Source organism: Citrobacter sp. ANG330 (assembly GCF_047467925.1).
GTDB classification, from domain to species: domain Bacteria; phylum Pseudomonadota; class Gammaproteobacteria; order Enterobacterales; family Enterobacteriaceae; genus Citrobacter_A; species Citrobacter_A amalonaticus_G.
Map to the genome: position 1 here is coordinate 1 of NZ_JASJUI010000030.1, position 860 is coordinate 860.

The 860-nt window shown below is 54.1% G+C and carries 1 protein-coding gene; it reads left to right on the plus strand.

Going from position 1 to position 860, the window contains the following annotated elements; translation table 11 throughout:
* Positions 1 to 860 (plus strand): elongation factor Tu (gene tuf, locus QNN88_RS22785; RefSeq protein ID WP_414242143.1); only part of this gene is annotated, 860 nt, incomplete at both ends.

Genomic DNA, 860 nt, shown 5'->3' on the forward strand with positions numbered 1-860 from the left:
GTTGCTGCGACTGACGGCCCGATGCCGCAGACTCGTGAGCACATCCTGCTGGGTCGTCAGGTAGGCGTTCCGTACATCATCGTGTTCCTGAACAAATGCGACATGGTTGATGACGAAGAGCTGCTGGAACTGGTAGAAATGGAAGTTCGTGAACTTCTGTCTCAGTACGATTTCCCGGGCGACGACACTCCGATCGTTCGTGGTTCTGCTCTGAAAGCGCTGGAAGGCGACGCAGAGTGGGAAGCGAAAATCATCGAACTGGCTGGCTTCCTGGATTCTTACATTCCGGAACCAGAGCGTGCGATTGACAAGCCGTTCCTGCTGCCGATCGAAGACGTATTCTCCATCTCCGGTCGTGGTACCGTTGTTACCGGTCGTGTAGAGCGCGGTATCATCAAAGTGGGCGAAGAAGTTGAAATCGTTGGTATCAAAGAGACTGCGAAGTCTACCTGTACTGGCGTTGAAATGTTCCGCAAACTGCTGGACGAAGGCCGTGCGGGTGAGAACGTTGGTGTTCTGCTGCGTGGTATCAAACGTGAAGAAATCGAACGTGGTCAGGTACTGGCTAAGCCGGGCACCATCAAGCCGCACACCAAGTTCGAATCTGAAGTGTACATTCTGTCCAAAGACGAAGGCGGCCGTCATACTCCGTTCTTCAAAGGCTACCGTCCGCAGTTCTACTTCCGTACAACTGACGTGACTGGCACCATCGAACTGCCGGAAGGCGTAGAGATGGTAATGCCGGGCGACAACATCAAAATGGTTGTTACCCTGATCCACCCGATCGCGATGGACGACGGTCTGCGTTTCGCAATCCGTGAAGGCGGCCGTACTGTAGGTGCGGGCGTTGTTGCTAAAGT